We start from the raw sequence: 23,684 nt of genomic DNA on the forward strand, positions 1-23,684 counted from the left end.
GGCAGATGCGACGGGGACGGCGTCAATTCTAGGCGGACGCCGGAAGTTCTTCCGACCGGCGTTCACACTTACCTTCCGTGGACGGTGAGGGAGGCCGCAGCGGGCGCGTAGATTCGCACCCGAACGGAGGCCTCATGCCCGACATCTCGACGCGCGCCGACCTGGAACTGCTGCTCCGGCACTTCTACGGCCGGGCATTCGCCGACCCGGTCCTCGAACCGGCCTTCGAGACGCTCGCGGTGATCGGCATCGACGACCACCTGCCCGTCATGTGCGACTTCTGGGAGACGATCCTGCTGCGCACCGGCGTCTACCGCGGCAGCGCGTTCGCCGTGCACCGGGCGCTGCACGGCCGGCACGGATTCACCGACCGGCATTTCGACCGCTGGGTCGAACTGTGGGCGTCCAGCGTCGACGAGTTGTTCGCAGGCGACGTCGCGGGGCGGGCCAAGGGCGAGGCAGCCAAGATCGCCGACGCGATGCGGCGACGACTGTTCGAGCCTCCGGCGGTCAGACGACGGGAGTGCCTTCCAGGTTCAGCTGGCTGGTGAGCTCCGCGATGGGAGTGACGCCGTTTTCGCAGATGTCGTGCATGATCTCCCGCAACCGCACCAGGAATTCCGTGACCGCCCGGCGTGCCGTCGACGTCTCCGGGAACCGCGACCGCAGCGCGAGACCCCGCTGCGTGCGGGAGATCCAGAACTGCGCGTCGTCCGCGACCGTCACGTTGCTGATGTGGTGTGCGTTCAGCTCGTCGTGATCGTCGGTGCCGGGCAGTCTGCGGTAGTCGATGTACGAGACCATGAACACATCGGTGCGGGTGCGGCGGTATCCGTCACCGAGCGCCTCCCGCACCTGGGCCATCGTCACACCCTTGAGCGTCAGGGCTGTGCGGAACGAGGCGTGCGTGTGCGCCAAGGAGGACTGGAAGTCGCAGTCCGGGGTCAGTTCGACCGTCAGCGGCGCGCTCGTCGTGAGCCACCCGATCGCATTGGCCCACTCCGGGTCCTGGCGAATGTGCAGCGGAAACTGCAACGGCATCCGGGAGATGCCGTTGATCGAGTGCACTGCCATGCCCATCGCGGTGAGCGTCCCGGTGAACAGGCTTCCCCCCGAGTCCAGGCAGATTTCCTCGAACCGCTCGGTGTCGGCGGCGTCGAGGAGGGGGCGGACGTCCGCCCCCTGTGGTGCGGGCCTGCCCGCCTCGACACCCAGATCGAGCGGGAAACTGGGCGCGGTGCCGCCGCAGCGTTCGTAGAAGCGTGCCCATTCGCGCACCCGGGGGTCGCCGATTTCGGTGACGGGCGTCTCGGCCTCGAGTTCGCAGTACCGCAGGAAGCTCCCGGGATCGCCGAGTTCCTTCGTCAGGTCCGCTTCCGTGAGTTCGGCCGAGCCGCCGAGCCCGGTGAGTCGCTGGTAGATCTGCCGGAGTTCGCCCAGGGCGATGACGAGCGAGTATCCGTCGACGAGAGTGTGATCGAACGCACTGACCACGGTGTAGTGCGAGTCGCGTTCGATGGTGGCGAACAGGTACGCGGGGAACGTCAGCGGGTCGCACGCCTCGGTGAACCGGTACCGCAGATGGTCCCGGAGCTCGTGTGGCGACGTCGTCACCGAGGACTCGGACGCGACGACGGTGATGTCCTCGGGGTCGAGATCCACGCGCGCCATCGCGTCCGGGCTCACGTCGAAGCCGGTCTGCAGCGTGTCGTGCCGCCGGATGAAGTGCACCAGTGCCTGCGCGAGAGCATCCCGGTCGAGTCGCCCGGGAAGGTCGAAAGCTGCTGCCATCCAGACGCTTCGGCCGACGCCGTGGGTGCGGGCGGTGTCGAGATGGAATTGCTGGTTGTACGACGGCGGCACCGCGGACGGGGAGACCTTGCCCGGCGCGACGGACCATTCCGTCACCAGGCCGGGTTCGAGCATGTACCGGTCGATCGACGTGACGTGCACTACTCCACCCCTGCGGCAGTCGCGGAGTCCGCCGCAGGCGCGAACGATGTCACCGTGTAATCGCCCTCGCGGGCAACGGTTTTCATGATGGCCGACAACCGCTCCGCGTATGCGGTCACGGACCGGTGCGCCTCGTCGGTATCGGGGTGCGAGACGGCCATCCACGTGCCCTCGAGCATGCGGTTCACCCAGATCGACGCGATCTGCGTGGCCTTGCCCCCGACGATGCCGGTCGCCCGGGTCGACGTGAAACTCTCGGTCTGCGGCAACCGCCTGCCGTCGATGTACGACACGATCGGCGGCGGTGCGAGTGTGGTGGCGTGTTGCGACATCGCCTCGGGGCCGGCCTGAGCGAGCACGGTGTCGATCACCTGCTGCACGGACACCTCGCCGAGCGCCTTGCCGGACCGGTAGGCGTCCTGCGCGCGCTGGGCAAGGCCCGTGAACGTCGTGGCGTCCTCGAGGGCGAACCCGACCGGAATGAGATTGATGAACCACCCCTGGGACCAATAGAACTGCGGGTCGTTGCGGGTGGTGAGCGGCGACAGCGCCATGTAGCGGTCGCGCCCGACCAGTTCGTGTTCGGTGATGGCGAGGGCCGCGAACACGCCGCCGATGAAGTTGGAACCGTGGGCCTTGCACACGGCACCGAACCGCTCGCACTCGTCGGCGTCGGCGAGGTCGAACCGGCTGCCGATGGCCGGTTTGGGTTCGTCGGAAGCGCCGAGGTCGAGGGGAAAGCTCGGGAACGTTCCGCCGTTTCGGGTGAGGTGACCGATCCAGCCGTGGACCTCGGGGGAGGCGAGGGTCAGCGTCGCCGCCTTCTCTCGTTCCCGCCGGCTGTATTCCACGTAACTGCCCGGGTCTGGCAGGTCGGGCTCCACGCCGTCGAGTTCGGCCTGATAGATGGTCCGGGTCTCGGCGAACGTGAGGATCATCGACTGCATGTCGGTGTGCGCGTGATCGACGGCGTGGATCAGGGTGAAGCTGTCCTCGCGCCCGGGAGCCCCGGTGTCGTAGTGCTCGACCACCCCGAACACGAATGCGGGCCAGGCCAGCGCGCTCGTATCGTTCGCGAAGCGCGCGGCGACGTGGTCGCGGACCTGCTCGGGGGTGGTGAGCGTCTCGCCCTCGTGCGCCGTGAGCGCGATGGAGCCGGCGGGCACGACGTGCCGTCGGACGGCATTGGTGGTGTCCGTGGGGTCGGCGTCCGCGTTCTCGAACGAGAACCAGCTGTGCAACGTGTCGTGCCGCAGGACGTAGCGCTCCAGGGTTCGTGTCATCGCGGCGGTGTCGAGGCGGCCGGGGAAGTCGAAGGCGATGCCGATCCACGGGGACTGCGTCTCGCCGTTGTTCGCCGCCAGCCGGGCCCGCCGCAGGTGCCGCTCCTGCATGGTGGTCGGCAGTGCCGGATCCACCGGCGCTTCGGCAGCCGCTCGTGCGCTCGCGTCCGTGACTTTCCACTCGACGACCCGCCCAGGTTCTGGCTTCCAGTGGGTGATCAAGTTCAAGTCCATCGAGCGGCTCCTGGTCGGATTCGAGTTGCGAGTTCGGTCGGGTGGGGCACGGACTTTCTCGCAACAGGATGCGGCACCGAGTGCCTTACCGCGAGAGGTAGAGAAGTATGAGACTGATTACAGGTCGGTCCCGGTCCAGTCAAGTGTCAGGCAAAAGGGTTCCACGCTGCAAGTTCTTCGCGTAGCATCCAGCAACCTTTGAACAACCTCACAGCATTCCGTGAGGTTCGAGCCGCTAGCCTGTCCGGATGCCTGTGACTCAGCGTGACGCACTCTATCGAGGCGAACTCGGTCGCTGGGTCCCGTGGCTGGGTCTGGCCACCAGTCTCGCCGCCGTGTTCATGCAACTCCTGGACGCGACCATCGTCAACGTCGCGCTTCCGAGCATCGCGGTCGATCTCGGCGCCTCGGTGTCGGCGCAGCTGCTGATGGTGAGCGTCTACACGCTCTCGTTCGCATGTTCGCTGATCACAGCGGCGCGGCTGGGGGATCTGCTCGGCCGACGACGGGTCTTCCTCACCGCACTGGCCGTCTTCATCGTTGCCTCTCTGCTCTGCGGACTGGCCCAGTCGCCGACCGCTCTCGTCGTGTCGCGGGCGTTGCAGGGCCTCGCGGCGGGGTCGATGTCGGCTCAGACGTTCGCCATCATCTCGGGACTGTTTCCGAAACGCTCGCACCCGCGCGTGTTCGGAATCTACGGCGCGACCATCGGGCTCGCCACGATCTGCGGTCCGCTCGTCGGCGGACTTCTCATCCAGTGGGATCTCTTCGACTGGGGTTGGCGGCTGATCTTCTTCGTCAATCTCCCGATCGGGCTCGCGGCCCTGGTCCTCGGCTACTTCTATCTCGTCGACGCGAAGCCCGACGGAATCCGCCGGCTCGACGTGGGCGGCGCCATGCTGTCGGCGCTCGGGCTGTTCCTCCTGATCTTTCCGCTCGCGGAGGGCCGGGAACGCGGCTGGCCGACGTCGCTCGTGGTGATGCTGCTGTGTTCGGTGCCGGTCCTGATCGCGTTCGTCGTCCACGAGTGGCGGCTCGGGCGCCGCGGCGGCGACCCGGTCCTGCGCCTCGAACTGTTCACCGACCGCGCGTTCTCGCTCGGCGCGGCCATCGCGTTCGTGTTCTTCGGGACGCTCACGTCGTTGATCTTCACCATCTCCCTCACCCTGCAGTTCGGGTTCGGGTTCTCACCGCTCAGGGCCGGGGTGATGACGCTGCCGTGGGCGCTGGGGACCGGGCTCGCCGCGCTGGCCTCCGGTGCCGTGTATCGGCGCATCGGCAACCTCGTCCTGCCTCTCGGGATGCTGCTCTTCGCCGGCTCCCTCATCGTGCTGGCGGCGCAACTGCAGCACGAGGGCACCGATCCGCGGTGGTCGGCGCTGGCCGGTCCGCTGTTCATCGGGGGAGCCGGGCTCGGGCTGTTCGTGGCACCGCTCCAGACGGCGATCCTCGCGACCGTGCAACCGCAGAACGCCGGGTCGGTGTCGGGGCTGCTCCCGACCGTGCAGCAGGTGGGTAGTTCGATCGGCCTCGCGGTGATCGGCGTCGTGTTCTTCAACCTCGTCGCGACGCAGTCGGCGGACGCGGTGCAAGCCGAGCGGCCCGCGTTGACCGCGCAACTCGCCGAGGCCGGGGTGCCGCCGGCGCTGATCCCGCGGGCCGAGGACACGTTCGTGCGCTGCGCGACGGAGCAACTCGGGTCCACGTCCCCGATGAAGGTGCCCGACGAATGCCGTTCGCCGGCGTCCGGGGGTGCGGCGCTCGGCGCCGCTCAGCAGCAGATCGCCGACTCCGCGGTGGTAGCCGCACGGGAGTCGACCCGATCAGCGGCAGGCGAGGCGTTTCTCCAGGCAGAGCGCCGCATCCTCTGGATCATCGCGGCGGTGGCGGCGGCTATCGGTGTGGCGTCGTTGACGCTTCCGCGCCGGAATCTGTCGGTCGACGAACAGTCAGTCGACGCGGCCTGACGACGCCCACAACTCGGCGACGCCGACCCCGACCTCCGCGAGCAACCTCCGGACGAGCGGCAGACCGATCCCGATCACGCTGGACGGGTCGCCCTCGATGCGGTCCACGAACCAGCCCCCGAGGCTGTCCAGTGTGAACGCGCCCGCGACCTGCAGTGGTTCCCCGGTCGCGAGGTAGGCCTCCAGATCGGCGTCCGGCGGGCTCGCGAAATGGACGACGGTGGCGCTGTGATCGTGTGCGTCACCCACCACCGCGCCCTCCGCGATCCGCAGGACGCTGTGCCCGGTGAGCAGGGTCGCGCTACGGCCGGCCATCGACGACCACCGCGCGCGGGCGACGTCGACGGTTCCGGGTTTGCCTTGCAGGGACCCGTCGATCAGCAACATGGAGTCGCATCCGACGACGACGGCGTCCGAGATCCCGTCCCGTGCGAGAACAGGGAGGACGTCGCTCGCCTTGGCGCGGGCCAGTTCGGTGACGACGTGCTCGGGGGCTGCGTCGGCACCGAGTGCCGCGATGACGGCATCCTCGTCGACTCCGGAGACTCGCACGACCGGTTCCACCCCGGCGCTGCGCAGAACAGCCAGCCGCGCCGGGGAAGCCGAGGCGAGAACGAAGGATGTCACCGGATCCTGATCAACGCCGGTACGCGGACACGTTCGGGAACGCGTACGGCGAGAACGGGGCGACATTCCGGTGCATCCGCGTGGGAGCGCCCCAGGACTCGGGCGGTACGTGCGAATCCGGTTCACCGCTGCCGGCGGCGGCGACCGCGGACAGCACCGCGACGAGCGCAGCGATCTCCTCGTCGGACGGTGAGCCCTTGACCACCTTCAGGAAAGGCTGACGGGCCGCGTCGGCGGCGGTGCCGTCCGTGTCACCCGGCAGGTCGGTGGCCGCACCCTTCGCGAGCGTGGTGTCCGCTGCGGAACCGTTGACTGACGCCGTCGCGTCCGAACCTGTCTCGGTGCGCACGTCGTCGTCGGTGATAGCGGTCATAGGGGGATGTTCCCATGCTTCTTGGGCGGGAGGGTGACCATTTTGCGTTCGAGGAGGCGCAGGGCGGCCACGATCTGTCCGCGGGTGTGGGACGGGGGGATGACGGCGTCGACGTAGCCGCGTTCGGCGGCGACGTACGGGTTGACGAGGGTGTCTTCGTATTCCTGTTGCAGTTGCAGGCGCAGGGCGTCGACGTCGTCGCCGTTCTTGGCGGCCTCGAGGAGGCGTTTGCGGTAGACGAACCCGACGGCGCCGGAGGCGCCCATGACGGCGATCTGGGCGGTGGGCCAGGCGAGGTTGACGTCGGCGCCCATGTGCTTGGAGCCCATCACGTCGTAGGCGCCGCCGTAGGCCTTGCGGGTGATGACGGTGATCTTCCCGACGGTGGCCTCGCCGTAGGCGTAGAGCAGTTTCGCGCCGCGGCGGATGATGCCGTTGTATTCCTGGTCGGTGCCGGGCAGGAAGCCGGGGACGTCGACGAGGGTGATGATGGGGACGTTGAACGCGTCGCAGGTGCGCACGAAGCGGGCGGCTTTTTCGGAGGCGTCGATGTCGAGGCAGCCGGCGAAGACGGTGGGCTGGTTGGCGACGATCCCGACGCTGCGGCCGTCGACGCGGCCGAAGCCGACGACGATGTTGCCGGCGCGTTCGGCCTGGACCTCGAGGAATTCGTCGTCGTCGAGGATGCGGCGGATGACCTCGTGCATGTCGTAGGGCTGGTTCGCCGAGTCCGGGATGAGGGTGTCGAGTTCGAGGTCCTCGGCGGTCAGCGAGTCGTCGATGGAGCCGGTGATCGGGTCGGTGGGCAGCATCCGGGGGGCCGCGGCCTGATTGTTCGACGGCAGGTAGGACAGCAGGTCCTTGACGTAGTCGAGGGCGTCTTGTTCGCCGGAGGCGACGTAGTGGGCGACGCCGGATTTGACCATGTGGGTGTGCGCGCCGCCCAAATCTTCCATGGTGACGTCTTCGCCGGTGACGGTTTTGATGACGTCGGGGCCGGTGACGAACATCTGGGAGGTCTGGTCGACCATGACGACGAAGTCGGTCAGGGCGGGGGAGTAGACGTGGCCGCCGGCGGCGGGGCCCATGATCAGGGAGATCTGCGGGATGACACCGGAGGCCTGGACGTTGCGGTGGAAGATTTCGCCGTAGAGGCCGAGGGAGACGACGCCTTCCTGGATGCGGGCGCCGGCGCCTTCGTTGATGCCGATCAGGGGGCGCCCGGTCTTGAGGGCGAGGTCCATGACCTTGACGATTTTTTCGCCGTAGATTTCGCCGAGGGAGCCGCCGAAGACGGTGGCGTCCTGGGAGAACACGCAGACGTCGCGGCCGTCGACGGTGCCGTAGCCGGTGACGACGCCATCGCCGACGGGGCGGTTGTCGGCGAGGCCGAAGTTCACCGAGCGGTGCCGGGCGAGGGCGTCGAGTTCGACGAAGCTGCCGTCGTCCAATAACGCGGTGATGCGTTCGCGGGCGGTGAGCTTGCCCTTGGCGTGGACTTTCTCGACCGCGGCTTCACCGCTCGGGTGCTGCGCCTCGGCCTGACGATTACGCAGGTCGGCGAGCTTTCCCGCCGTCGTGTGAATATCGGGCGTACTCGCCGACTCCGCCGCGCTCGGCTCCTGAACAGTGGTCATGACAGGTCAGCTTAACGAGAGCCGGCGAGCTTCTGCCAAGGGAGGTGGTCAGGCGGCGGGTTGCCCGGACCCGGCTACTGACCAGTACCTTTTCCAGCTCGTCCTAGGCTGTGGTGATGTGGACCGACCTGAACCGACCCCCTCTCAACGCCGACAATCTGCGCGCGGCGCTCGTCCGCGGTGACGACGACAGCGACACCCGCAGGTTCTGGGCGCGGCTCGACGTGGTGCAGGAGACCGGGTCCACCAACGCCGATCTTCTCGCGCGGGCCGCGACGTCGAACTGTGACCGGCACGTGCTGCTCGCCGAATTCCAGGGCAGCGGCCGGGGCCGCCACTCACGCGCCTGGGTGAGTCCGCCGCAGGCGCAGATCGCGGTCTCCCTGTTGCTGACGATGCCGGGGATGAGCGTCCAGGACATGGGGTGGCTGCCCCTGCTGACCGGTGTCGCCGTCGTCGACGCGCTCCGCGCCGCCGCCAAGGTTCCCGCGGAACTCAAGTGGCCCAACGATGTGCTCATCGACGGCCGCAAGGTCGCCGGCATCCTCGCCGAGGTGTCCGCCACGGCACCGGATCCGGCGGTGGTCGTCGGGATCGGTCTCAACGTGAGCCTCACGAGAGACGAACTGCCCGTCGAGCATGCGACGTCGCTCGTCCTCGAGGGCGCCGAGGTCAGTGACCGCGACACCCTCGTGCGGGCGGTGCTGCGCGCCATCGCCGATCGCTGGCAGCAATGGCACGACTCCAACTGGGACGTCACGGAACTCGCCGAGGCCTACCGTGCCCGCTGCGGCACGCTCGGCCAGCGAGTGCGCGCCGAACTGCCCGGCGGGCGTGAACTCATCGGCATCGCAACGGACGTCGACGCGGAGGGCCGGGTCGTGATCGCCCCCGACGGCCAGCCCGGCACGATCGCCGTCGCCGCAGGTGACATCACACATTTACGCCCGGTGCGCACCGAGTAGTGCCACACTGTGGTACATGAGTACCTCAATTCCGGAGTCCTCCGTCACCGCAGCCCGGCGCACGTTGACCGGTCTCACGGTGGTGCTCGGTCTGCTCACCCTGGGTCTCGGCATCGCGGTGCTCGTATGGCCGCACGTGACGCTCACGGTGCTGGCCGTCCTGATCGCCATCCAGTTCTTCGGCTTCGGGATCGTCCAGATCATCCGGGCGTTCGCCGACGTCGAGGCCGGGGGAGCTGCACGGACCCTGGTGGGCGTATCCGGCGCCCTGGCAATACTTCTGGCGTTCCTCGTGCTGAGGAGCCCCCTCCAGACCGTCGTGATCATCGCGCTCGTCGTCGGTGCGTGGTGGGTGTTCCGAGGTGTCCTCGAAATCGTGGAAGGCGCCTCGGGTTCGGTCGCGGATCGCGGGCTGACCATCGTGCTCGGCGTGATCAGCGTCATCGCCGGGGGCTTCGTCCTCCTGCAGCCCGAACTGTCGCTCGAGGTGTTCGTGATCGTGGTCGGAGTGTGGATGGTGCTGTACGGCATCATCATCGTCATCACCCCGATAGTGCTCAGCCGCATGCGATAGAGGCACACTCTTCGCATGGGATATCCGGAGGACGCCCTCGCCGAGGACGAGGAACTGCTGCTTCACCGTCATCCACACTGGAAGATGCTGCTGCTCCCCGCCGTCACGTTTCTGCTGGCGACGGCCGTGGCAGGTTTCGCGGCGGGATTCGCCGAGAACAAGCTGGACGGCTCCGCGCTGAACGTCGTGCTCGTCGTCGTCCTCGTGGTGTGGCTGGGGCTCGTCGTATGGCGCTGTGTCGCGCCGTTTCTCAGTTGGAAGTTCACCCACTTCATCGTCACCGACCGGCGTGTTCTCATCCGCCAGGGTGTGATGACCCACACCGGGATCGACATTCCGATGGGGCGCATCAGCAACGTCCAGTTCCGGCACGGCCTCCTCGACCGGATGCTCCGCACCGGCACGCTGGTCATCGTGTCGTCCTCGGACGATCCACTGGAATTCGACGACATCCCCGACGTGCAGCGCGTCCACTCGCTGCTCTATCACCAGGTGTTCGACGCGATGGATCTCCACCGCGAACGGGAGCGTGACGACCCGCGCGGCGACGCCGACACCGGCAAAGGCTGGTAACCGGTCACGGCCGTCTGCGCACGTCCGTACGCTGTGGAGGTGACTGCTGTATTGCTTGCCGAAGATGACGAAGCCATTGCCGCCCCGCTGTCGCGGGCACTGGGCCGGGAGGGATACGACGTCACCATCGAGCAGACCGGCCCGGCAGCGCTGGAGCAGGCGCTCGACGGAGCGTACGACCTGTTGATCCTGGACCTCGGACTCCCGGGGATGGACGGACTCGAGGTGTGCAGGCAGGTACGCGCCCACAGTTCGGAACTGGCGGTGCTCATGCTCACCGCACGCACCGACGAGGTCGACTTCGTCGTCGGACTCGACGCGGGCGCCGACGACTACGTGGGCAAGCCGTTCCGGTTGGCGGAATTGATGGCACGGGTGCGCGCCCTGCTGCGCCGTCGCGGTGGCGGCGAGGATTCCGTCGTCGAGGTCGGCGGCATCCGGCTCGAACCGGCGGCCCGGAGGGTGCTCGTGAACGGCACCGAGATCGCCCTCGCCAACAAGGAGTACGAGCTTCTCCGGGTGCTGCTCGAGCACGCCGGGCAGGTGGTGTCCCGCGACACCATCCTCGCGGAGGTCTGGGGCGACGTGGAACTGCGCGGCTCGAAGACACTCGACATGCACATGTCGTGGCTTCGCCGAAAGATCGGTGACGAGGGCCCCGCCGCCGAGCGTCGCATCGCGACGGTCCGCGGCGTCGGCTTCCGCATCAACACCGACTAGGCGGGGTAGTGCGCCGCAGAATTCTCCAGTCGATCCTCGCAGTCGTGATCCTGACGGCACTGCTGCTCGGTGTGCCGCTCATCTACACGGCGTGGTTGTGGGTCGAGGATTTCAACCGGAGCGATCTCCAGGTCCGGCTCGATCGGATGGCGACGGAGATCATCACCCAGGAGGGCGTCAACGGCGTCGTCGAGGGTGATCTCGACACGAACTCCCTGCGTCTGCTGACGCCCGCCGGGGGCCGCCTGGTGGTGGTCTATCCGACCACCGACGACGGCGCAGCGCGAGTGGACATCGGCGAATCGTCCGTGCAGTCGCCCCTCGTGGAATCTCTCGCGATGGGCACATCCGGTTCGCTGCGTCTCGAGGTGCCGTCCGACGAGATGCGCACCCAGCAACGGCAGGCGGTCGGTGCCGTCGCGCTGCTGGTGCTCGTGTCCATCGCCGCGGGCACCGTGGTCGCCTACGTCACGGCGAAGCGGCTCGCCGACCCACTGCGGGATGTCGCCAACCGGGCGGCCCGGCTCGCGGAGGGCGATTTCCGGCCCGACCCCCGACGTCACGGCATCCCCGAACTCGACCGTGTCTCCGACGTCCTGGACTCCGCGACCGTCGAGATCGCGGGACGGCTGCAGCGCGAGCACGCGCTCGTCGCGGACGTCTCCCATCAGCTCCGCAGCCGACTCACGGCCGTCCGTCTCCGGCTCGACGAGCTGTCCGTGCACTCGGACCCCGCGGTCGTGGTCGAGGCCGACGAGGCGATGGCGCAGGTGGACCGATTGACCGTTGCGATCGACGAACTGGTCCGCTCGTCACGTAGCAGTGGTACCGAGACCCACGTGTCGGTGATCCGGGAGCTCAGCGTGGTCATCGCGGACTGGAAGCGGCCGTTCGAAGACGTCGACCGCGAGTTGCTGCTGCGCGGGGACACGAACGTGATGGCGTCGACCACCGGTTCCCGGCTCCGCGAGGCCGTCGCGGTGCTCGTCGACAACGCGCTCATGCACGGGGCGGGAACGTGCACCGTCGCGGTGCGTCTTATCCAGGGGCAGAATCTCAGGACGCCCGGCGAGGAGACGTCGCCCCGCGAGACCATGGTGTGCGTCGAGGTGTCGGACGAGGGAGTCGGGGTCAGCAACGACCTCGCGCCACACATCTTCGACCGCGGATTCTCGGGGGCCGGTTCGACCGGTGTGGGCCTGGCGCTGGCCCGTGCACTCATCGAGGCGGACGGCGGCCGGCTGGAACTGCAGCGACGCCGTCCGGCGCTGTTCGCGATCTTCGTTCCCCTCGCGCGCGAGCACGTGCCGACGCGGGTCACCGGGATCCGGGAACCGCGCTGATGATCAGGAGTGGCCGAACTCTTCCTCGACGGCCTCGTCGACGAGGTCCGGATCGATGATGTGCACGTTCTCGTCGGGGAAGGCGAACCGGCGGAGTGCCCAGAAGCGGAACACCATCTGCAGCAGGTTTCCGATGATGTAGTTGAGCACGAAGTCGACGACCACCAGCGTGGTCAGGTTCTCCTGGTCGGCGCGGATGTCGAACACGTTGTTGGCGATCCACAGGGGCGCCGCGGCGAGGAGGACGCCGATCCCGCTGATCGTGAAGAACAGCAGGGCCTCGTGGTGACGTTCACGCCCGCCACGGTTCTTGAACGACCATTCGCGGTTGAGAATGTAACTCAGGACCGTCGCGAGAATTCCGGACAGAATTTTTGCGACAACGGGCTTCTCTTCGAGGATCGTCAGGCTCAGCGAATAGAAGATCGCGAGGTCGAAGATCATGGTGGTGCCGCCCACAATCGCGAACTTGATCAGTTCGTGATGCCGCAACGCGAGAGCCCGAAAAGGCTGGGGAACGCGTGCTAGGACGCCGTCGACAAATGACACAACGGATGAGTTTACGAAAGTCGGACCGGATACCACCAATTGACGGCGAGATCATCAGGAGAATCACAGAAACTGCCCACCGGCACCTCGGCGGCGGAACCCCGCGCCGGACATGACAAACTAGTGACCCGTGACCGGCAACTCTGACTCCACACCGCGTCCCACGACACCCCGCGATCTGACCGCCGGGCAACCCGTCGTGACGATGATCGGTGGCGGCCAACTCGCGCGGATGACCCACCAGGCCGCGATTGCGCTCGGCCAGACCCTGCGGGTGCTCTCCGGCACCGCCGACGAACCCGCAGCCCAGGTGAGCCCCGACGTCGTCCTCGGCAGCCACACCGACCTCGACGCGCTCCGCAGGGCCGCGGTCGGGTCGCACGCGCTGACCTTCGACCACGAGCACGTGCCCACCGAGCACCTCGACGTCCTGGTCGCCGAGGGCGTCAACGTGCAGCCGCCGCCGACGGCGCTCATCTACGCGCAGGACAAGCTGGCGATGCGCCGCAAGCTCGCCGAACTCGGCGCACCGGTCCCGGCTTACGCCGAGGTGACCTGGGCCGAGGACGTCGTCAAATTCGGCGCCGAACACGGGTGGCCTGTCGTGATCAAGGCCGTCCGAGGCGGATACGACGGTCGCGGCGTGTGGATCACCGACGATTCCGACGAGGCCGAGCGCATCGTCACCCGGCAACTCGACAAGGGTGTCTCCCTCATCGTCGAGGAGAAGGTCGAGATGCGGCGTGAGCTGTCCGCGATGGTGGCGCGGTCACCGTTCGGCCAGGGCGCCACGTGGCCCGTCGTGGAGACGGTGCAACGCCACGGACAGTGCGCCGTGGTCCTCGCCCCCGCCCCAGCTCTGCCCGACTCGGTCGCCGAGGCCGCCGAGGAACTGGCGCTCCGCATCGCGTCCGAACTCGGTGTGGTCGGCGCGATGGCCGTCGAACTGTTCGAGACGACCGACGGCGCGCTCGTCGTCAACGAACTCGCGATGCGCCCGCACAACTCCGGCCACTGGACCATGGACGGTGCCCGCACCTCACAGTTCGAGCAGCATCTGCGCGCCGTCCTCGACTACCCGCTCGGCGACACCGCACCGCTCGCACCGATCACGGTGATGGCGAACGTGCTCGGTGCACCGACGGCCCCCGAGATGAGCATGGACGAACGCGTCCACCACCTCTTCGCCCGGATGCCCGACGCGAAGATCCACCTGTACGGCAAGGGCGAACGTGAGGACCGGAAGATCGGCCACGTGAACATCGTCGGCGGACCCGGCTCGATCGACGACCCCGAATACGTGGCGCGGGTGCGCGAGCGCGCCGAGCGCGCCGCGCACTGGCTCTCGCACGCTGAATGGACCGACGGATGGGATGTACACGGTGAGTGACACGGCAGCACGGCAGGGCGCACAGGTCGGGCTCATCATGGGCAGCGACTCCGACTGGCCCACCATGGAGGCCGCCGCCGAGGCGCTCGCCGAGTTCGGGGTGCGCTTCGAGGTCGGTGTCGTCTCCGCGCACCGCACACCGCAGCGCATGCTCGACTACGCGAAGGACGCGGCCGGCCGTGGCATCCAGGTGATCATCGCCGGCGCCGGGGGTGCCGCCCACCTGCCGGGCATGGTCGCGTCGGCCACCCCACTGCCCGTCATCGGTGTGCCCGTCCCGCTGAAATACCTCGACGGCATGGACTCGCTGCTCTCGATCGTGCAGATGCCCGCAGGCGTCCCCGTCGCGACCGTGTCCATCGGCGGCGCCCGCAACGCGGGCCTGCTCGCCGTCCGCATCCTCGGCGCCTCCGACCCCGCCCTGCAACAGCGGATGGTCGCGTTCCAGGACGGGCTCGAGAAGATGGTCCTGGACAAGGACAAGGCACTCCGCGACAAGCTGCTGGGCTGAGTATCCTGCGCCTGTGAAACGCAGCCGCGGTGTGCCGATGATCCGAGCGTCGCGGGGGAGCTCGCAGTCCGCGGCGATCACACGGCTGGCGTTGGTGTATGCCCGGCTGTGGGGCGCCCGCATCGCGTTCGACGCCGAGTTCGGCATCTTCGTGTGCAGCCGGATGCGGGGTGGATACGCGCGCGGCGGGACGACGATCGGCGGCGCATTCCTCACCGGCCCGGAACCGGCGAGATCGCTGATGCGACACGAAGCGGTCCACGCCGACCAATGGGCTACGTACGGGTGGACCTTCGCGCTGCGGTATCTGTTCGAGGAGTTGCGGCACCGCGGTTCCCGGAACAGGTTCGAGATCGCCGCGGGCCTCGCGGACGGCGGCTACCGGGAGAGCTGACGGGTGATCTTCTCGGTGTCGACGCGCCTCGACCGGGCTGCGTCGTCGGCGTTGGTGACCTGCACGAGTGACGCTCCGGCTGCGAAGACGGCCACCAGACCGTCGATCAGGGCGTCGGGGGAGTCCCACGCCTCTTCGGACAGCACCCGGTCGGTACCGGTGATTCCCTGGGATTCGGCGGAGGCGAGCGCTGCGGCGAGGACGTCGTCGACGCTCTTGCCGGCCAGTGCGGGTCCGGCGACCGTCGGCCGGAACTGGTCGCCGTGGACGCGCACGGAGGTGGCGTAGTCGGTAATGCCGACGGGGAGGTCGGGGACGGGCCTGCCGAACGCGTCCAGCGACAGCGCCGCGACCTCGGGTACGTCCTCGACGTCGCCCAGGTGCTGGGCCGAGACGAGTGCGATCTCGGCGTCCGCGTCGGCTTCGAGGACGACCTCGGCGCCGGCCCACCATGCACCGAGCAGAACCGCGGCGGTCTGCCAGTGCGCGGGAAGGAGCACCGCGACGCGGGCGCCGGGCTCGACGCCGAATTCGTCACGCAGCAGGTTTGCGGTCTTGGCCGCCCAGTTGGCGAGGGTGAGGGCCGAGAGTTCGACCCGTTCGCCGGTCGCATCGTCGTAGAACGTGACGCGCGGGCCGGCCGGGTCGTTCTTCAGGATGGGGTCGAGCAGGGCGTCGGTCAGCGTGCGGGACGCATGGTTCATGGACACGATCCGTCTCTCGTTTTCTAGTTCACGCAACGCGGGCCCGACGAGCCGGCATCGATGGGTGGGCCGGGCGGTGCCGGGGTGGGGGTCGTTCCTGCTGTGGTCGCGGGCTCGAGGCCTGTCTCCGAGGACTCGGACGACGTGGTGGTGCCGGTGGTCTCGGCGGACGTCGGGCCCTGGTAGTCACTCGACAGCACCACCCGCACCGAGCCTTCGGGCAGTGATGCGTCGGTGTCGGTGGGGAGTCCGCCGAGTGCTGCGGCGACCGCCTTGGCGCTGTCGTCGTCCGCGGAGTGCGCGAAGACGGTGGTCTCGCTCACCGACTGACCTGTGTAGTTGCCGACCTCGCCCTGGCCGTAGCCGAGCGACGTGAGAGCGTCGGCGACGCCGTTCGCGAGGCCTCCGACGTCGCTTGCATTTGCCACGTCGACGGTGACGGTCGAGGCGTCGATCTTGGGCGTCTCGGACGTGGTGGTGTCTTCCGAGTCGGTGGGTTCCTCGCCGACGAGACCGGCCACGTACTTCTTCACGTCCTTCGGCTTGACCTCGACGATGGACTCGCCGTAGTCGGTCATGCCGTTGAGATCCGCGACCGGAATCGTCTCGAACTGCACCTTGCCGCCGGCGAGGTCCTGCAGTTGGGTGGCGAATTCGATGATGTCCCAGTCTTCGTCGAGCACCACCGAGCGTTGCACGGCGCCGCTGAGTTCGTTCAGCTTGCCGGGATCGCTGAGTGTCTTCGCGGACAGCACCTTGCCGACGAGCGATGCCATGAACACTTGCTGACGCACGATGCGGTCGAGGTCGCCGCGGGGCAGGTCGTGGCGCTGGCGGACGAAGCTCAGTGCGTCCGCACCCTTCAACGTCTGCTCACCGGCGGGGAAGTGCGCGCCGGACATGTCCTCGTCCACCGGTTCGTTGAGGCAGACGTCGACGCCGCCGACAGCGTTGGTGAGGAGGACGAACCCGAGCAGCCCGACCTCGGCGTAGTGGTCGACGGTGATCCCGGTGAGATCGGCCACCGATTGGATGAGCGCCTCGCGGCCGGCCTTCGTCGACTCCTCCTCGGCTTCCTTGTCGGTGGCGCCGTCCTCGACGAGTTTGAGCCGCTCGGTCTCCTTGGTGGCGCCATACGCGGCGTTGATCTTCGACATGCCGATGCCCGGCACGTCGACGTAGGAATCGCGGGGGATCGAGATGGCGGTGGCGGAACTCCCGTCGTTGGGAACGCGGATGAGGACGATGGTGTCGGTGTTGGACGCCACTTCCTCGCCGGCCCGAAGTGAGTCGAGTTCCTCCTGGGACAGCGGGTTGCCGTGGGCGTCGGTGCGGCTGTCGGTGCCGACCATGAGGATGTCGACGGCGCCGTCGGCGCTTCCGCCGAGTCCCAGACCGCCCGCGGTTGCCAGATTGTTGCGCAGCGAGTCGATACTCCGCCAGGCGAATCCCGTCACGACGAGGGCGAGCACCGACAGCACCGCCACAGCGATGTGAATCGGCCGCCGAGCCGTGCTCGGGGGTGCGTCTGGTGCGGGTTGCTCGTGTGACACGGAAACCAGGCTACTGGTCGCCGCGCCGGGAGCAGGGAGGCGTCGATCGGCGTGCCAGACTGACCCCCGTGACGAAGATCCTTGTGACCGGCGCCCGGGGACAGCTGGGTGGACACCTCCTCCGACGAGCCGCGGCGACCGGTATTCCGGCCCGGGGGGTGGGGTCCGACGAACTCGACATCACCGACCCCGGCGCGGTGAACGAGCAGGTCGAAGGCGGATCGGTGGTGATCAACTGCGCGGCGTACACGGCGGTCGACGCTGCGGAATCGGACGAGGACACCGCCCGGGCGGTGAACGAGACCGGGCCTGGGAACCTGGCGGCGGCGTGCGCCCGGGTGGGTGCCCGGCTGATCCACGTCTCCACCGACTACGTCTTTGCCGGGCAGGGCGACACACCGTACGAGGTGGACGCCCCGACGGGTCCGGCAACCGCCTACGGACGCACCAAACTCGCCGGCGAACGCGCCGTCCACGCAGCGCTTCCGTCCGCCCACATCGTGCGCACCGCATGGGTCTACACGGGGATCGGCTCTGACTTCGTCTCCACCATGCTCCGGCTCGAGCGCGAACGTGACACGGTCGACGTCGTGGACGATCAGGTGGGCTCGCCCACATTCGCCGGCGACCTGGCCGATGCGCTGCTCGAACTCGCGGGGCGCAGCGACGTCGACGCGCCGGTCCTGCACGCCACCAATTCGGGCCGGGCGAGTTGGTTCGACCTCGCGCGCGCAGTGTTCGAGGAAGCAGGCGCGGACCCGGATCGAGTCCGGCCGTGCACGAGTGCCCAGTTCGTGCGGCCCGCCCCGCGACCGGCGTTCTCGGTGCTGTCCGGAAGTGCGTGGGCCGCCGCCGGGCTGACCCCGTTGCGGCCGTGGCGGGACGCGCTGCATGCGGCTGTGCGTGCAGCGGTGTGAGGCGGACCCTCTCCCAGCGGCTACGCTTGCCCGCGTGAGTTCGAAGCTGGCCGTGGTGACGGTGACCTTTTCGCCAGGTGAGCATCTGGAGCAATTCCTGGGCACTCTCGCCGAGGCGACGAAAGAAGATCCGCAGGTCGTGATGGCCGACAACGGATCGACGGACGGCGCCCCCGAGGCCGCGGACGCGGCGCACGAGCACGTGCGCATGCTGCGCACCGGCGGGAACATCGGCTACGGCGGTGCCATCAACAGGGCTGTGGCGGAGATCGACGACGAGATCGAGTTCGTCGTCATCGCCAATCCGGATGTTCGCTGGGCGCCCGGATCGATCGACGTACTTCTCGCGGCCGCCGAGCGCTGGCCGCGTGCCGGGGCGCTCGGACCTCTCGTCCTGGAACCCGACGGGAGCATCTACCCGTCGGCACGCCAGGTGCCCGACCTCGTGTCGGGTGCCGGGCACGCGATTCTGGGCACGGTGTGGCCGTCCAACCCGTGGACTGCCGGCTACCGCCAGGAAAACGAGACGGTCAGCGAGCGGTCGGTCGGCTGGTTGTCCGGTTCGTGCCTGCTCATGCGGCGCGCGGCCTTCGACTCGATCAACGGCTTCGATTCCCGCTACTTCATGTACATGGAGGACGTCGACCTCGGCGACCGCCTGGGCAAGGCCGGATGGCTGAACGTGTACGTGCCTTCCGCCGAGGTCACCCACGCGAAGGGGCACGCCGCGGGCAAGCATCCGGAACTGATGCTGCCCGCTCACCATCAGAGCGCGTACCGGTTCCAGGCCGATCGTCATCCCCACTGGTGGCAGGCGCCGCTTCGGTGGGCACTTCGGGGAGGATTGGCAGTGCGGTCGAAGATCGCCGTGGCTGCCGCAGTCCGGGAACGACGCACGAACCAGAACGAGGGGGGAACGACTCATGGCAATTGAGAAGACGACCGACGCAGTGGTGCTGGTCGGCGGTCAGGGAACGAGGCTCCGCCCGCTGACGTTGTCGGCGCCCAAACCCATGCTGCCGACGGCGGGTCTGCCGTTCCTCCAGCATCTCCTCGCGCGGATCGGGGCGGCCGGGATCACGCACGTGGTCCTCGGGACGTCTTTCAAGGCGGAGGTCTTCGAGGAGTACTTCGGCGACGGTTCCAAGCTCGGTCTCGAGATCGACTACGTCACCGAGACCGAACCACTCGGCACCGGTGGCGGCATCCGCAACGTTCTGCCGAAGCTGCGCGGTGACCACGCCATGGTCTTCAACGGCGACGTTCTCGGCGGCACCGACCTGGGCGCGATCCTCGACACCCACCGGAACCGGGACGCCGACGTCACCCTGCACCTCGTGCGGGTGGGGGATCCGCGGGCGTTCGGCTGCGTGCCCACCGACGCCGACGGCCGGGTCACCGCGTTTCTCGAGAAGACGCAGGACCCGCCGACCGACCAGATCAACGCCGGCTGTTACGTCTTCAAGCGCGAGATCATCGAACGGATCCCCGAGGGTCGTCCGGTGTCGGTGGAACGCGAGGTGTTCCCGTCCCTGCTGGCCGAGAACGCCCGCATCTACGGTCACGTCGACTCCTCGTACTGGCGCGACATGGGCACCCCCGAGGACTTCGTGCGCGGTTCCGCGGACCTGGTGCGCGGCATCGCACCGTCGCCTGCGCTCGACGGACCGCGCGGCGAGTCGCTCGTCCACCCGGGTGCGGGTGTCGCCCCGGGCGCGCTGCTGATCGGCGGGACCGTCGTCGGCCGCGGCGCCGAGGTGGGTGCGGGCGCGCGACTCGACGGCGCGGTGCTGTTCGACGGCGCCGTGGTCGAGGCCGGAGCGACCGTCGAACGGTCCATCATCGGTTTCGGCGCACGCATCGGGCCGCGGGCTCTGGTGCGTGACGCGGTGATCGGTGACGGAGCCGACATCGGCGCCCGGTGCGAACTCCTGCGCGGCGCCCGGGTGTGGCCGGGCGTGACGTTGCCCGACGGCGGGGTCCGGTTCAGCACGGACGTGTGAGAGATCAACGTACCCCTGCCCTGAAGGGCCGGGTTTGCCAGTCGCGTCCCCGACTGGCCGTCGGGTGCGCGCCGACTGTAGGCCGGTTGATTAGGCGGCCCAATAGCCGTGCGTCGTGGTCATGTACTTCACGTACCCCAGGTAGGCGATGTTCAACGCGGCATTGTGATCTGCCTGATCGACATGTCCACACCCGGCACACAAACCGATCCTGTGTGATCCGGTTCGCCTTGTCGACGTGCCCGCACGGGTAGCAGGCCTCGAGGTTCGCGCCCCGCGGCGATCCGGACCCGAGGCGTCCCAACGGATACGCGGGTGATCGGATCGGATTGCCGAGCAACTTGCGGCCCGTTCGGGAGATCTCGGCTACGCCGACCCGGCGATCTGGGGAACATCCTCCGGCGACCGTATCTCGGCGAAACGCCCGACGCTGGCGCCGCTCCGCTAGCGCAGTCCGGCCAGGTGCACGAGCTGGTCGATCGTGGGCTTCTCCGCGTTCGGCGGCAGTGCGTCCACCGGCCACCAGCGGAGGTCCGTCGATTCGGAGCTACGCACGATGTGGGCGTCGGGACGCGCGCGGACGACGAACCGGAGATCCAGGTGCCGGGTGGGCTGTCCGAGTGAGCACGTGATCGGGTGGGTGTGCGCCGACAGCAGGACGGGATCGATCCGGAGGTCGGGAATTCCCGATTCCTCGCACGCCTCCCGCAGCGCGGCGTCGACGACGGTCTCGTCGGAAGGCTCGCAGTGCCCGCCCAATTGGATCCACCGGCCGACCCGGGGATGCAGGGTCAGAAGCACGTGACATCCCCCCTCGTCCAGGACGAGGGAGGACGCCGTGATGTGTCCGGGTGCGTGCTCCCGCAGGCACCCCAGCGGCGCCGACGCGAGGAACGCGAGCATGGTGTGGCGCAACGATTCGTCGTTCTCGTCGAGCGTTTTCCAGCCCTCGAGTGCGGCGGTCGCGGTGCGGTGTAGTGATTCGGCGCTCATTGCGCGTGGGTCATCTCTCGATCAGGGCGTCGCCGGGGTCGGCGGCGTGTCGGGGGGTCAGTGGTTCGAGGGGGTGGCCGACGGCGATCGCGCCGAGGGGTTGCCAGTCGGCGGGCAAGTCGAGGGTGCTGCGGACGGTGTCGGCGGCGAAGATCGTCGACCCGATCCAGCAGCTGCCGATTCCCTTGGTCGCCAACGACACCAGCAGTGCCTGCACCGCGGCTCCGACCGCGACGGTGAACATCGTCGACTCCGCCGCCTGCCGACGCTGGTCGGGGTAGTGGTGGGCGCCGTCGGGGACGCAGAACGGGATGATCACCTCCGGTGCGTCGAACAGGATGTTGCCGCGGGCCACTCGCGCGTCGACCGCGTCGGCGCTCATCCCGTCGGCGGCCAGGTCGGTGCGCCACTGCTGCCGCATCCGGGTCAGCAGTGCGTCGCGGGCCGCGCGGGTGCGGACCCAGACGAAGCGGACCGGTCGGGTGTGGTGCGGTGCGGGTGCGGTCAGGGCGTCCGCGATCGATGCCCGCACCGCATCCGGGTCGACCGGGTCGGTCGCGAAGTGGCGGACCGAGCGGCGCAGCAGCACCGCCTCCGCCCGGCCCCGTTCGACGGACTCGGCGGTGCCGAGCCAGAACAGGTCCTCGGCGCCGCGGCGGATCAGATCCTGTGCCCGCGAACCGTCGTCGACCAGATCCAGGCCCCGCACGACCGCGACAGGTACCCCACCGAGTTTGCCCTTGACCAGATCCCCCGCGGCGGCGATCTCGTCGGCGACCGCCACCTCCGTGACCACCAGTTCGTTGCCCTGACTGTCGCGGGACCCGGCGTAGCCGTGCAGCACCGGCAGCCCGACCGCGCCGATCGCGGCGTCGATCTGACCGTTGCGCCACGCCCGGCCCATGGTGTCGGTGACCACCACCGCCACCCGCACCCCCAGCGCCACCTCGATCGCATCGCGCAGGGTGCGGGCGCTGGCGTCGGGATCCTCCGGCAGCAGTGCGAGTTCGGAGCCCTCGACGTTCGAGCCGTCGATCCCCGACGCGGCCTGCACGATCCCGAGCCGGTTCTCGGTGATCAGGGTCCGGCCCTTGCGGGCCACGATCCGCACCGCTTCCTGCTCGACGAGGCGCCGTCGGGCGGCGTCGCGTTCCTCCGGGTCGGTGGGCGAGGACACGATCCGGCCCTCGACCTTCGAGAACACCTTGCTGGTGACCACCAGCACGTCCCCTTCGGCGAGCCACGGTGCGGCCGCGACGATCGCCGCCGCGAGGTCGTCGCCGGGCCGGAACTCGGGCAGACCGGTCACCGGGCGGATCTCGATCGCCCCGCCCGGGGCGTGATCGAGCCCGGACGCACCCGCAGGGTCGCTCACAACGTCACCCCCGCCACGTCCAGCGCCGCCCGCACCATCGCCGCGGTGGCGTCGGGGTCGGTCATGATCAGCGGCACCCGGGCCACCTCCACACCGGGGATCTCGGCGGTGTCGGTGTCGTGGACCAGCCAGCCGTCGAGGATCCCGGTCCCGGACCGTGCCCCGTACCACCGGCCGATCGCCTCCGCCGAGGTGTCCACCCCGATCACGTCGAGGCATTCGTCGGCCATGCCCCGCAACGGTTTTCCGCCGACGATCGGCGAGATCCCGACCACCTTCGCCGCGGTGGTGCGCAGACCACCCCGGATCCCGGGCACCGCCAGGATCGCCCCCACACTGACCACCGGATTCGACGGTGCCAGCAACACGATGTCGGCGGCCTCGATCGCCTCGAGCACCCCCGGCGCCGGGGCGGCCTGCTCGGCGCCGATGTGCGCGAAGCTGTGCGTCGGCACCTGGGCGCGGTACCGCACCCACCACTCCTGGAAGTGGATCGCCCGCTGCTCCCCGTCCTCGGGATCGGTGATCACGACGTGAGTTTCACTACGATCATCGGTCACCGGCAGCAAGGTCACACCCGGTTGCCACCGGTTGCACAACGCCTCGGTCACCGCCGACAACGGATACCCCGTCCGCAGCATCTGGGTGCGGATCAGATGCGTGGCGATGTCCCGGTCCCCGAGCCCGAACCAATCCGGTTTCGCACCATAGGCGGCGAGTTCTTCCTTCGCGTTCCAGGTTTCCCCGGCATGCCCCCACCCACGCTCGGTGTCGATACCGCCGCCGAGGGTATACATGCAGGTATCCAGGTCCGGGCAGATCCGCAGCCCGTGCATCCACACATCGTCACCGACATTGACCACCGCCGTAACGACATGGCCCGAATCGGCCCCCAGAAGTCTCCGCACACCTTGCAGGAACCGGGCCCCACCCACCCCGCCAACCAATACAGTCACGTTCACGGTGCAAGCCTAGGCGGTGGCCGCCCGCCTCCTGTGTGCTGCTTCCCCGGAGCGAATCGAGAGCGCGAAATAGTAATCGACTTT

At 68.5% G+C, this 23,684-nt stretch carries 24 protein-coding genes; 13 read left to right on the forward strand and 11 right to left on the reverse strand.

What is annotated here, in order from left to right; translation table 11 throughout:
• The first annotated feature begins 134 nt into the window (after positions 1-134).
• Positions 135-551, forward strand: coding sequence for a group III truncated hemoglobin (locus ACLIVD_RS13435; RefSeq protein WP_317568985.1), 417 nt, complete (start codon positions 135-137; stop codon positions 549-551).
• On the opposite strand, the gene ACLIVD_RS13440 is transcribed toward ACLIVD_RS13435, so the two are convergent.
• Positions 511-1,953, reverse strand: a complete 1,443-nt coding sequence (locus ACLIVD_RS13440) for a condensation domain-containing protein (RefSeq protein WP_317568984.1) — start codon at positions 1,951-1,953, stop codon at positions 511-513. The genes ACLIVD_RS13435 and ACLIVD_RS13440 overlap by 41 nt on opposite strands.
• Positions 1,953-3,470, reverse strand: coding sequence for a condensation domain-containing protein (locus ACLIVD_RS13445; RefSeq protein WP_283353771.1), 1,518 nt, complete (start codon positions 3,468-3,470; stop codon positions 1,953-1,955). Before ACLIVD_RS13445 ends, ACLIVD_RS13440 begins: the two co-directional genes overlap by 1 nt.
• A gap of 248 nt (positions 3,471-3,718) precedes the next feature.
• Here ACLIVD_RS13445 and ACLIVD_RS13450 point away from each other — a divergent pair, with 248 nt between their 5' ends.
• Positions 3,719-5,437 carry an MFS transporter gene (locus ACLIVD_RS13450; RefSeq protein ID WP_491932577.1) on the forward strand — a complete coding sequence of 573 codons (1,719 nt, stop codon included), beginning with the start codon at positions 3,719-3,721 and terminating at the stop codon, positions 5,435-5,437.
• Here the strand turns inward: ACLIVD_RS13450 and ACLIVD_RS13455 are convergent.
• The 3 genes from ACLIVD_RS13455 to ACLIVD_RS13465 are packed head-to-tail and all read right to left on the reverse strand — an operon-like array spanning position 5,420 to position 8,074.
• Positions 5,420-6,064, reverse strand: a complete 645-nt coding sequence (locus ACLIVD_RS13455) for a Maf family protein (RefSeq protein ID WP_280785218.1) — start codon at positions 6,062-6,064, stop codon at positions 5,420-5,422. The genes ACLIVD_RS13450 and ACLIVD_RS13455 overlap by 18 nt on opposite strands.
• A gap of 10 nt (positions 6,065-6,074) precedes the next feature.
• Positions 6,075-6,437 carry an acyl-CoA carboxylase subunit epsilon gene (locus ACLIVD_RS13460; protein WP_491932578.1) on the reverse strand — a complete coding sequence of 121 codons (363 nt, stop codon included), beginning with the start codon at positions 6,435-6,437 and terminating at the stop codon, positions 6,075-6,077.
• Positions 6,434-8,074 (reverse strand): acyl-CoA carboxylase subunit beta, encoded by a 1,641-nt coding sequence (locus ACLIVD_RS13465; protein WP_182623944.1) that lies wholly within the window; start codon positions 8,072-8,074, stop codon positions 6,434-6,436. Before ACLIVD_RS13465 ends, ACLIVD_RS13460 begins: the two co-directional genes overlap by 4 nt.
• A gap of 116 nt (positions 8,075-8,190) precedes the next feature.
• On the opposite strand from ACLIVD_RS13465, the gene ACLIVD_RS13470 reads away from it, so the two are divergent.
• From ACLIVD_RS13470 to ACLIVD_RS13490, 5 genes are read left to right on the forward strand one after another with little or no spacing between them, the layout of a single operon-like run.
• Complete coding sequence (locus ACLIVD_RS13470) at positions 8,191-9,039, forward strand: biotin--[acetyl-CoA-carboxylase] ligase (RefSeq protein ID WP_317568983.1); 849 nt, start codon at positions 8,191-8,193, stop codon at positions 9,037-9,039.
• A 16-nt stretch (positions 9,040-9,055) separates the two neighbouring features.
• Positions 9,056-9,613, forward strand: a complete 558-nt coding sequence (locus ACLIVD_RS13475; protein ID WP_280785193.1) for an HdeD family acid-resistance protein — start codon at positions 9,056-9,058, stop codon at positions 9,611-9,613.
• Between the two features lie 15 nt (positions 9,614-9,628).
• Positions 9,629-10,186, forward strand: coding sequence for a PH domain-containing protein (locus ACLIVD_RS13480; RefSeq protein ID WP_105413190.1), 558 nt, complete (start codon positions 9,629-9,631; stop codon positions 10,184-10,186).
• A gap of 39 nt (positions 10,187-10,225) precedes the next feature.
• Positions 10,226-10,906, forward strand: a complete 681-nt coding sequence (locus ACLIVD_RS13485; RefSeq protein ID WP_025432276.1) for a response regulator transcription factor — start codon at positions 10,226-10,228, stop codon at positions 10,904-10,906.
• Positions 10,907-10,914: 8 nt separating this feature from the next.
• The gene (locus ACLIVD_RS13490) at positions 10,915-12,249 is read left to right on the forward strand and encodes a HAMP domain-containing sensor histidine kinase (RefSeq protein ID WP_317568982.1); all 1,335 of its coding nucleotides are present in this window, start codon (positions 10,915-10,917) and stop codon (positions 12,247-12,249) included.
• 3 nt (positions 12,250-12,252) lie between these two features.
• Here ACLIVD_RS13490 and ACLIVD_RS13495 read toward each other — a convergent pair whose 3' ends face one another.
• Entirely contained in the window at positions 12,253-12,798 is a 546-nt protein-coding gene (locus ACLIVD_RS13495) for a GtrA family protein (protein ID WP_164065884.1), read from the reverse strand.
• A gap of 130 nt (positions 12,799-12,928) precedes the next feature.
• Between ACLIVD_RS13495 and ACLIVD_RS13500 the strand changes: the two genes are divergently transcribed.
• Genes ACLIVD_RS13500 through ACLIVD_RS13510 form a run of 3 tightly spaced genes read left to right on the forward strand, consistent with a single transcriptional unit; the run spans position 12,929 to position 15,093 of the window.
• Entirely contained in the window at positions 12,929-14,188 is a 1,260-nt protein-coding gene (locus ACLIVD_RS13500) for a 5-(carboxyamino)imidazole ribonucleotide synthase (RefSeq protein WP_317568981.1), read from the forward strand.
• Complete coding sequence (purE, locus tag ACLIVD_RS13505) at positions 14,172-14,699, forward strand: 5-(carboxyamino)imidazole ribonucleotide mutase (RefSeq protein WP_164065886.1); 528 nt, start codon at positions 14,172-14,174, stop codon at positions 14,697-14,699. The genes ACLIVD_RS13500 and purE overlap by 17 nt, the downstream gene beginning before the upstream one ends.
• 37 nt (positions 14,700-14,736) lie before the next feature.
• Positions 14,737-15,093, forward strand: coding sequence for a hypothetical protein (locus ACLIVD_RS13510; protein WP_280785200.1), 357 nt, complete (start codon positions 14,737-14,739; stop codon positions 15,091-15,093).
• On the opposite strand, the gene ACLIVD_RS13515 is transcribed toward ACLIVD_RS13510, so the two are convergent.
• A complete protein-coding gene (locus tag ACLIVD_RS13515; RefSeq protein WP_005563294.1) occupies positions 15,078-15,797 on the reverse strand; it encodes a TIGR03089 family protein in 720 nt (239 codons plus the stop codon). The two genes, ACLIVD_RS13510 and ACLIVD_RS13515, sit on opposite strands and share 16 nt — an antisense overlap.
• Before the next feature lie 23 nt (positions 15,798-15,820).
• Positions 15,821-17,350 (reverse strand): LCP family protein, encoded by a 1,530-nt coding sequence (locus tag ACLIVD_RS13520; protein ID WP_491932579.1) that lies wholly within the window; start codon positions 17,348-17,350, stop codon positions 15,821-15,823.
• Positions 17,351-17,418: 68 nt separating this feature from the next.
• On the opposite strand from ACLIVD_RS13520, the gene rfbD reads away from it, so the two are divergent.
• The 3 genes from rfbD to manB are packed head-to-tail and all read left to right on the forward strand — an operon-like array spanning position 17,419 to position 20,270.
• Positions 17,419-18,267, forward strand: coding sequence for a dTDP-4-dehydrorhamnose reductase (rfbD, locus tag ACLIVD_RS13525; RefSeq protein ID WP_491932580.1), 849 nt, complete (start codon positions 17,419-17,421; stop codon positions 18,265-18,267).
• Between the two features lie 34 nt (positions 18,268-18,301).
• Positions 18,302-19,201 (forward strand): glycosyltransferase family 2 protein, encoded by a 900-nt coding sequence (locus tag ACLIVD_RS13530; RefSeq protein WP_491932581.1) that lies wholly within the window; start codon positions 18,302-18,304, stop codon positions 19,199-19,201.
• On the forward strand, positions 19,191-20,270 hold the full coding sequence (manB, locus tag ACLIVD_RS13535; RefSeq protein ID WP_491932582.1) for a mannose-1-phosphate guanylyltransferase: 1,080 nt from the start codon (positions 19,191-19,193) through the stop codon (positions 20,268-20,270). Before ACLIVD_RS13530 ends, manB begins: the two co-directional genes overlap by 11 nt.
• A 444-nt stretch (positions 20,271-20,714) precedes the next feature.
• Here the strand turns inward: manB and ACLIVD_RS13540 are convergent, their stop codons facing one another.
• The 3 genes from ACLIVD_RS13540 to cofD are packed head-to-tail and all read right to left on the reverse strand — an operon-like array spanning position 20,715 to position 23,600.
• A complete protein-coding gene (locus tag ACLIVD_RS13540) occupies positions 20,715-21,263 on the reverse strand; it encodes an NUDIX hydrolase (protein ID WP_491932583.1) in 549 nt (182 codons plus the stop codon).
• Between the two features lie 10 nt (positions 21,264-21,273).
• The gene (locus tag ACLIVD_RS13545; protein ID WP_491932584.1) at positions 21,274-22,638 is read right to left on the reverse strand and encodes a coenzyme F420-0:L-glutamate ligase; all 1,365 of its coding nucleotides are present in this window, start codon (positions 22,636-22,638) and stop codon (positions 21,274-21,276) included.
• Positions 22,635-23,600, reverse strand: a complete 966-nt coding sequence (gene cofD / locus ACLIVD_RS13550; RefSeq protein ID WP_283335207.1) for a 2-phospho-L-lactate transferase — start codon at positions 23,598-23,600, stop codon at positions 22,635-22,637. Before cofD ends, ACLIVD_RS13545 begins: the two co-directional genes overlap by 4 nt.
• Positions 23,601-23,684 lie beyond the last annotated feature (84 nt).

Source organism: Rhodococcus sp. G6(2025) (assembly GCF_058628105.1).

Bases quoted from the DNA above. Each gene is read 5' to 3' on its own strand.
- ACLIVD_RS13470 (WP_317568983.1), top strand. From the start codon at position 8,191: ATGTGGACCGACCTGAACCGACCCCCTCTCAACGCCGACAATCTGCGC.
- ACLIVD_RS13445 (WP_283353771.1), bottom strand. From the start codon at position 3,470: ATGGACTTGAACTTGATCACCCACTGGAAGCCAGAACCTGGGCGGGTC.
- manB (WP_491932582.1), top strand. From the start codon at position 19,191: ATGGCAATTGAGAAGACGACCGACGCAGTGGTGCTGGTCGGCGGTCAG.
- purE (WP_164065886.1), top strand. From the start codon at position 14,172: ATGTACACGGTGAGTGACACGGCAGCACGGCAGGGCGCACAGGTCGGG.
- ACLIVD_RS13465 (WP_182623944.1), bottom strand. From the start codon at position 8,074: ATGACCACTGTTCAGGAGCCGAGCGCGGCGGAGTCGGCGAGTACGCCC.
- ACLIVD_RS13450 (WP_491932577.1), top strand. From the start codon at position 3,719: ATGCCTGTGACTCAGCGTGACGCACTCTATCGAGGCGAACTCGGTCGC.
- ACLIVD_RS13460 (WP_491932578.1), bottom strand. From the start codon at position 6,437: ATGACCGCTATCACCGACGACGACGTGCGCACCGAGACAGGTTCGGAC.
- ACLIVD_RS13510 (WP_280785200.1), top strand. From the start codon at position 14,737: ATGATCCGAGCGTCGCGGGGGAGCTCGCAGTCCGCGGCGATCACACGG.
- ACLIVD_RS13480 (WP_105413190.1), top strand. From the start codon at position 9,629: ATGGGATATCCGGAGGACGCCCTCGCCGAGGACGAGGAACTGCTGCTT.
- ACLIVD_RS13435 (WP_317568985.1), top strand. From the start codon at position 135: ATGCCCGACATCTCGACGCGCGCCGACCTGGAACTGCTGCTCCGGCAC.
- ACLIVD_RS13515 (WP_005563294.1), bottom strand. From the start codon at position 15,797: ATGAACCATGCGTCCCGCACGCTGACCGACGCCCTGCTCGACCCCATC.
- ACLIVD_RS13475 (WP_280785193.1), top strand. From the start codon at position 9,056: ATGAGTACCTCAATTCCGGAGTCCTCCGTCACCGCAGCCCGGCGCACG.
- ACLIVD_RS13540 (WP_491932583.1), bottom strand. From the start codon at position 21,263: ATGAGCGCCGAATCACTACACCGCACCGCGACCGCCGCACTCGAGGGC.